This window comes from Clostridia bacterium, assembly GCA_017438525.1.
GTDB lineage: Bacteria > Bacillota > Clostridia > Oscillospirales > RGIG8002 > RGIG8002.
Genome location: JAFRVI010000051.1, coordinates 35,319 through 42,096 on the forward strand (window position 1 = coordinate 35,319; position 6,778 = coordinate 42,096).

Sequence of the window (6,778 nt, forward strand, 5' to 3'; positions counted from 1 at the left end):
AACAAGGGCAGCCGTTTTTCCTTATTGATTTATCGGTCGTGAAATGTTATAATCATAATATAATGATCTCGCGCCGCGTCAATGACGCGGGGGAAGGAACATTGAATATGAAAAAGGCATTCATCGGAGGCCGCGTTCTTGCGGTCATTCTCACGCTTGCGGTGGTTATCACCTGCGCGGGAGTTGTTCCGCCCGCGCTGACCGCGTCCGCCGCGAACGCGAGCTTCGACGGCTTCATCTACAACGGCGACTTCGAGACGGGCGCCGCGAGCGGATGGACACTCGGCAAATCCGCGACGATCGTCGCCGGAGGCCATGACGGCAGCGCCTACGCGCTGCGCTTTGCCGGAACCGCCTGGGCGAACTGCAACCAGACGATAACCGTAAAGGCGAACACCGCCTACCGCATCTCCGGATGGGTAAAGCGCGTCGCCGGCACCGGCGCCCACCACTTTTACGCTCAGAGCACGAGCGGCCAGAACTGCGAAAAGATTAACGGCACGCAGACCTGGTTCGCTTACACCGGCGACATCTGGATTCAGCACGTGCTGGATTTCAACAGCGGCGCGAATACTACGCTGAAGTTTTATATCAGCATCGAGGATCCCGAATCGGTCTTCCTCTATGACGATGTGCAGATATACGAGCTCGGCCCCGACAGCGGCGAAGGCCGCATCAGCAACGGTGATTTCGAGCTCGGCGCCGCCGGCGGCTGGATGATCAACGGCGCCTCGACCTTCTATCCCGGCGGCAGGAACGGGAGCGATTATTCCGTCAGACTGCTCGGCGATCCGGGCGTCGCCTTAAGGCAGTTCGTCCGCGTCAAAGGTATGACCGACTACCGTCTTACCGTCTGCGCCAAGCGCTCAAGAGGCAGCGGCAGGAATCAGGTTTCCGTCCGCAGGGGCGACACGGTCATCGGGTTCGCGAACGGCGCAGACGGAATAATCGACGAGACCGAGCGCGAATGGTTCGAGCACGTTTACGAATTCAACAGCGGTCCCGCCACTCAGATAACCGTTTTTCTGCAGATACTTGACAGCGGCGCGAGCTTCTATTACGACGATATTTCTCTTGAAGAGATCACCGGTCCCGACTACAGCGGAGTAATCAAGGGCGACGCCGACCTTGACGGCGTACTCGGCGAAAACGACGCCGCGCTGCTCCGTCGGCACCTCGCGGGCGAAACCGCGCTGGAAGGCGAAGCCGCTTACGCCGCTGACATGGACTACGACGGCAGCGTGACCGCGGAAGACCTCGCACTTCTCGAGCTCGCGCTGAATCCCGAGAACACGGCTGCGATACCGCTCTATCCGATAAGAGGGGAGACCGTGGCGCGCGGTTCATGGCAGGTGGAAGAACTTTTTGCCGACGATTACGAGCCGGGCAAGTCTGACTCGTATTCCAACATCGCCGCGCGCAACGACCAGTACATGCGCGACGCGGTTGTCCTGCGCTGGATGTCCGCGATTCCGCAGCGCAGTTATACCGTTCTGCTCGCTGATAACCGTGAGCTGAAAAACGCAAAGAAGTACGTCGTTCAGGAGGAGTCGCTCTCGATACAGAACCTGCTCGTCGATACCGATTACTATTGGGCGGTTAAAACCTCCGGAGTGCGCTCCGCCGTCGGAACCTTCCATACGGCTAAGACCGTGCGCACCTTCCGGATCGACGGCGTTTCCAACACCCGCGACATCGGCGGCTGGCTGACCGAAGACGGACTTTACAGAGTCAAGTATAACGTTGCCTTCCGCGGCGCGAAATTCGACGACGTGACACAAGAAGGCAAGCAGGCGATACTCGACCTCGGTCTGAAGACGGACGTCGACCTGCGCACCGACGGCGAGGGCACCGCCGCTCCGCTCGGCAATCTCGCCGAGTGGTACCACGTCGGCCCGAACGGAGCCGCGATGTATTACACCGACAGATCAAGCTCGATTTCCAACCTCACGGGCGGACACGTCAGAGGCACTCTCAACGCCATACGGGTTTTTGCGGACACGAGCAAGTTCCCGGCGTATTTCCACTGCAGCTACGGCCGCGACCGCACCGGTACGCTGGCGTTCCTGCTGCTCGGTATGCTCGGCGTTTCCAAGCTTGATATACAGAGGGATTACGAAATGACCTTCCTTTCGCAGTTCGGCGGAGGTGGAGGCAGCGCGGCCGCCGCGTTGGCGTCGCTCAATAAGACGATAGACTGGGTGACGGCGAATTACGCCGTCGGCGGCACGCTGAAGGAGTCCTGCGAAGCGTACCTGCGCGCGGCGGGACTGACCGCCGCTGAAATCGAGGCCGTACGCGCGAATCTGCTCGAGCCGGTCGGCGGCGAAGAAACGCTTGCCGGTGATATCGACGGCGACGGCGAGGTCACGGTCGCGGACGCGCTCGCGGCGCTCCGCGTGGCGGTAGGACTTGCGCAGATCGGCGAAGAATCCTTCGCCGCCGCGGACCTCGACGCCGACGGCGCGATAACGGTATCGGATGCGCTCCGCATACTTCGCACCGCGGCAGGCATTGCGGCGGGAGTTTAACTGAAAAGCGGACTTCGCGGCGCCTCATTTTGAGGGCGCCGCGTTTTTTGCGCTTGATTTATTCGCGTTGAAATGCTATAATCAAATCATCAAATAATCTCGCGCCGCGTCGACGCGGCGGAAAGGGCGTTGAATATGAAAAAAACACTTATCGGCAGCCGCGTTCTCGCGGTCGTTCTCGCGCTTGTGATGCTTATTACCTGCGCGGGCGTACTCCCGCTCGGGCTGATCGCGTCCGCGGCTGACCCGAGCTTCGACGGTTATCTCTACAACGGTGACTTTGAGACCGGCAATATGTCGAACTGGTCGATCCTTTACGGAAATATGGAGGTCGTCTCCGGCGGTCATGACGGCAGCGGATACGCGTTGAAGGTCGCGGGAAGTCAATGGTCCTGCATCTATCAGGGCGTACAGATCGAGCCGAACACGGACTACCGCCTCTCGGGCTGGGTGAAGCGCGTTTCCGGCACCGGCGCTCACTACCTTTACGCGAAGGGCAGCGACGGCGCGAATATAAGCGCCATCAACGGCACGAAGCAGTATTTCAAGTATACCGATTCCGACTGGGTGTATCACAAGTGGGAGTTCAACTCCGGCAGTTACACAAGCGTTGAGCCGCGTATTACGATAGAAGACGCCAACTCCGTTTTCCTCTATGATGATATCAAGCTTGAGCCGCTGCCTAAACCGAGCAGCGACGGCTTCATCTCCAACGGCGACTTCGAGCTCGGCGACTTCGGCGCGTGGAGCAAGGCGAACACCTGCTCCGTGGTTGAAGGCGGCCACGACGGCAGCGGCTACTGCGCGAGAGTCGCGGGCAGCGCGTGGTCTAAGATCAATCAGAACGTCACCGTCGAACCGAACACGGACTACCGCCTCTCCGGCTGGGTGAAGCGCGAAGCCGGCGCCGGCGCGCACTATTTCAACGCCAAGGGCAACAACTCCGCCGCCTCATCTCTCACCACGCTCAACAAGACGAGCCCGTGGCACAGATATGCCGCCCCCGTCTGGGTGTGGCACGTCTGGGATTTCAACAGCGGCGACAACACTTCGATCAATATCCGCGTGGATATCGAGGACGCCGCGTCCGTCTGCCTCTACGACGACATTACTCTCCGCAAACTGACGGAGGCGGACAAGGCGGGCTACCTCAACAACGGCGACTTCGAGGCGGGCATACCGAACGGCTGGCAGCCGAACAGCACGTCGTCCGTCGTTGCCGGCGGCTTCGGCGGCAGCAATTACGCCATGAAGGTCGACGGTTTTGTTAAGCAGTATATCCGCGTCGACTCCATGAGCGATTACCGCGTGACCGCGCAGGTGAAGCGCGTCAAGGGCACGGGCAGCGGCGAGCTCCGCGTGCAGAAGGACGTGAACGTTTACGAGGCGATAAACGGCACGAGCGGCGTTTTCAGCAACGCGACGGACGGCTGGGAGGAGCACTCCTTCGAGTTCAACTCCGGCAGGACGACGCAGGTAACGCTGTTCCTCGCCACGCTCGACGCGGGCACGGTTTACGCATTCGACAACGTGACCGTTGAGAAAATTGCAAAGGTCGAGCCCGACTATTCAGGCGTTCTCAAGGGCGACGTCGACCTCAACGGCGAGGTCAACGCCGACGACCTCGCGCTTATACGCGACCTCGGCGGTACCGCCGAAGGCGCCGCCGCATACGCTGCGGATATGAACTGCGACGGCGGAATTACCCCCGATGATTTACAAATGCTCGACGATTACCTCGCGATGGGGGATAACGCGCTTATGGCGCTCTACCCGACGCAGGGCGAAACCGTCGCGAACGGCAACTGGCAGATAGACGAGCTGCTTCACGATTACTACCCCGGCAAGTCGGACGACTACTCCGGCATCTACTTCGGAATGGGATCGCACACCGACGCGTACGAACGCGACCCGGTCGTGCTGCGCTGGATCAGCCGCGCTCCGCAGGAGACCTATACCGTGCGCCTGACGAGCGACGTTGATCCCGTAACCGGGGACGCGGACTTCTCGAACGCGAAGGAATATACCGTGCAGGGCACGGAGCTTTCGCTTCAGAACCTGCTTGTCGATACCTGGTACGTCTGGCAGGTCGAAGGCGGCGGAAGCGTCAGCAGCGGCGTTTTCTACACCGCCGACACCGTCCGCACCCTCAGCATAGACGGCGTTACAAACACCCGCGACCTCGGCGGCTGGAAGACTATCGACGGCAAATACCGCATAAGATACGGCGTCGCCTACCGCGGCGCGGAGATGGAGGGCGTCACCGCGGACGGCATCGCGGCGGCCGCGGACCTCGGCATAAAGACCGACGTCGACCTGCGCGGAAGGGGCTCGCACACCGGCTCTCCGCTCGGCCCGGACGTCAACTGGTACCTCTCCGGCGAATACGGCGGCGCGATGTACTACAACTCCGAGAAGACGACGATATCCGACCTGACGAGCGTCTACGTTCAGGGAACGGTCAACGCCCTTCGCGCCTTCACCGACGCGGATAACTTCCCGGCGTACTTCCACTGCACCTACGGCCGCGACCGCACCGGAACTCTTGCGATGTTCCTGCTCGGCATCTGCGGCGTTTCGCTCGACGATATTCTGAAAGACTACGAAATGACCTTCCTGACCGAGTTCGCCGGCGGCACGGGCCGCACGATCACCGCTTATGAAGGAATAACGAAAACGGCGAAGTGGCTCATCGACAACTACGCGCCCGGCGGAACGCTGAAGCAGGGCTGCGAGGGATACCTCCGCGCGGTCGGACTGACCGACGGCGAGATGGACGCCATCCGGGCGAACCTCCTCGAGCGCGTCGCGGACGTTACCGGCATCGAGGTAACGCCTCCGACTAAGGTTTCGTACGTCGAAGGCAGGGAAGAGCTCGACCTTGCGGGCGGAAAGCTCACCGTCAGTTACGGCGACGGCGACAGCGAAGTGATAGACCTTACCGCCGACATGGTCAGCGGCTTCGACAACACCGCCTTCGGCCCGCAGACTCTGACGGTCAGGTATAACGGCTTTACCGCGTCTTTCGATATCGAGATAATCGCCAACCTCTTCGACGTTGACGGCGACGGAGAAGTCACCGTCGCGGACGCGCTTGCGGCGCTGCGCGCGGCGATCGGGCTTACTCAGCCCGAGGGACCGGAGTTCAGATCCGCGGACGTCGACAAGGACGGAGCGATAACCGTTTCCGACGCGCTGCGCATCCTGCGGAAAGCCGCGGGGCTCGTATGATTCCGCGCCTTACGCGGTCGACCGCAAGGATGCGTAATCATCCTGCGCAGCTTTCGCCGCTTCTCCGAAACGATCGTATCGCAGAATAAAAAACAGCCCCCGAATCGAGAGATTCGGGGGTCGTTTATTTATATTCGCCTGTATCCTGTCGCTTCGGCTTAATACATTCCGCCGGGCATTCCGCCGCCCTGGGGCATCGGAGGTTCGGGCTCCTTGATGTCCGCGACAAGCGACTCGGTGGTCAGCACCATCGCCGCGACGCTGGAAGCGTTCTGCAGCGCGGAGCGGGATACCTTGGTAGGATCGACGATGCCCGCCTTGAGCATATCGACGTATTCGCCCTTCTGCGCGTCGTAGCCGTAGCCGACCTTGCCGCTGCCGACGATGTTGCTCAGGATGACGGAGCCCTCGATACCGGCGTTCAGCGCGATCTGTCTGATCGGGGCTTCGAGCGCCTTGAGGACGATCTGTACGCCCGTCTTCTCGTCGCCTTCCGCGGTCTTCAGCAGCGCCTCGACGGCGGGGATGGCGTTGACGAAGGCGATGCCGCCGCCGGCGACTATGCCTTCCTCGACGGCCGCCTTGGTGGCCGCGAGCGCGTCTTCGATGCGGAGCTTCTTCTCCTTCATCTCGGTCTCGGTGGCCGCGCCCGCCTTGATGACGGCGACGCCGCCGGCGAGCTTCGCGAGACGCTCGTGGAGCTTCTCGCGGTCGAAGTCGGAGGTGCTCTCCTCGATCTGCGCGCGGATCTGCGCGACTCTGGCGGCTATGGCTTCCTTGTCGCCGCTGCCGTCGATGATGATGGTGTTCTCCTTCTGGACCTTGACCTGTCTGGCGGAGCCGAGCATATCGAGCGTGGCGTCCTTCAGCTCGAGGCCGAGGTCGGAGGTGATGACTTCGCCGCCGGTGAGGATGGCGATGTCGCGGTGCATCTCCTTGCGGCGATCGCCGAAGCCGGGGGCCTTGACCGCGACGCAGACGAAGGTGCCGCGCAGGCGGTTGACAAGCAGGGTGGC

At 61.3% G+C, this 6,778-nt stretch carries 3 protein-coding genes; 2 read left to right on the top strand and 1 reads right to left on the bottom strand.

Annotated elements, in window-relative coordinates; translation table 11 throughout:
* The first annotated feature begins 107 nt into the window (after positions 1–107).
* A complete protein-coding gene (locus IJL83_05025) occupies positions 108–2,531 on the top strand; it encodes a tyrosine-protein phosphatase (protein ID MBQ6552957.1) in 2,424 nt (807 codons plus the stop codon).
* 135 nt (positions 2,532–2,666) lie between these two features.
* Entirely contained in the window at positions 2,667–5,762 is a 3,096-nt protein-coding gene (locus IJL83_05030; GenBank protein ID MBQ6552958.1) for a tyrosine-protein phosphatase, read from the top strand.
* 158 nt (positions 5,763–5,920) lie between these two features.
* Here the strand turns inward: IJL83_05030 and groEL are convergent.
* Positions 5,921–6,778, bottom strand: an 858-nt coding sequence (gene groEL, locus IJL83_05035) for a chaperonin GroEL (protein ID MBQ6552959.1), incomplete at its 5' end; no start/stop codon positions are given.

What these genes read in the sequence shown, in the direction of transcription:
- IJL83_05025 (MBQ6552957.1), top strand. Translation starts at nt 108, where the DNA reads ATGAAAAAGGCATTCATCGGAGGCCGCGTTCTTGCGGTCATTCTCACG.
- IJL83_05030 (MBQ6552958.1), top strand. Translation starts at nt 2,667, where the DNA reads ATGAAAAAAACACTTATCGGCAGCCGCGTTCTCGCGGTCGTTCTCGCG.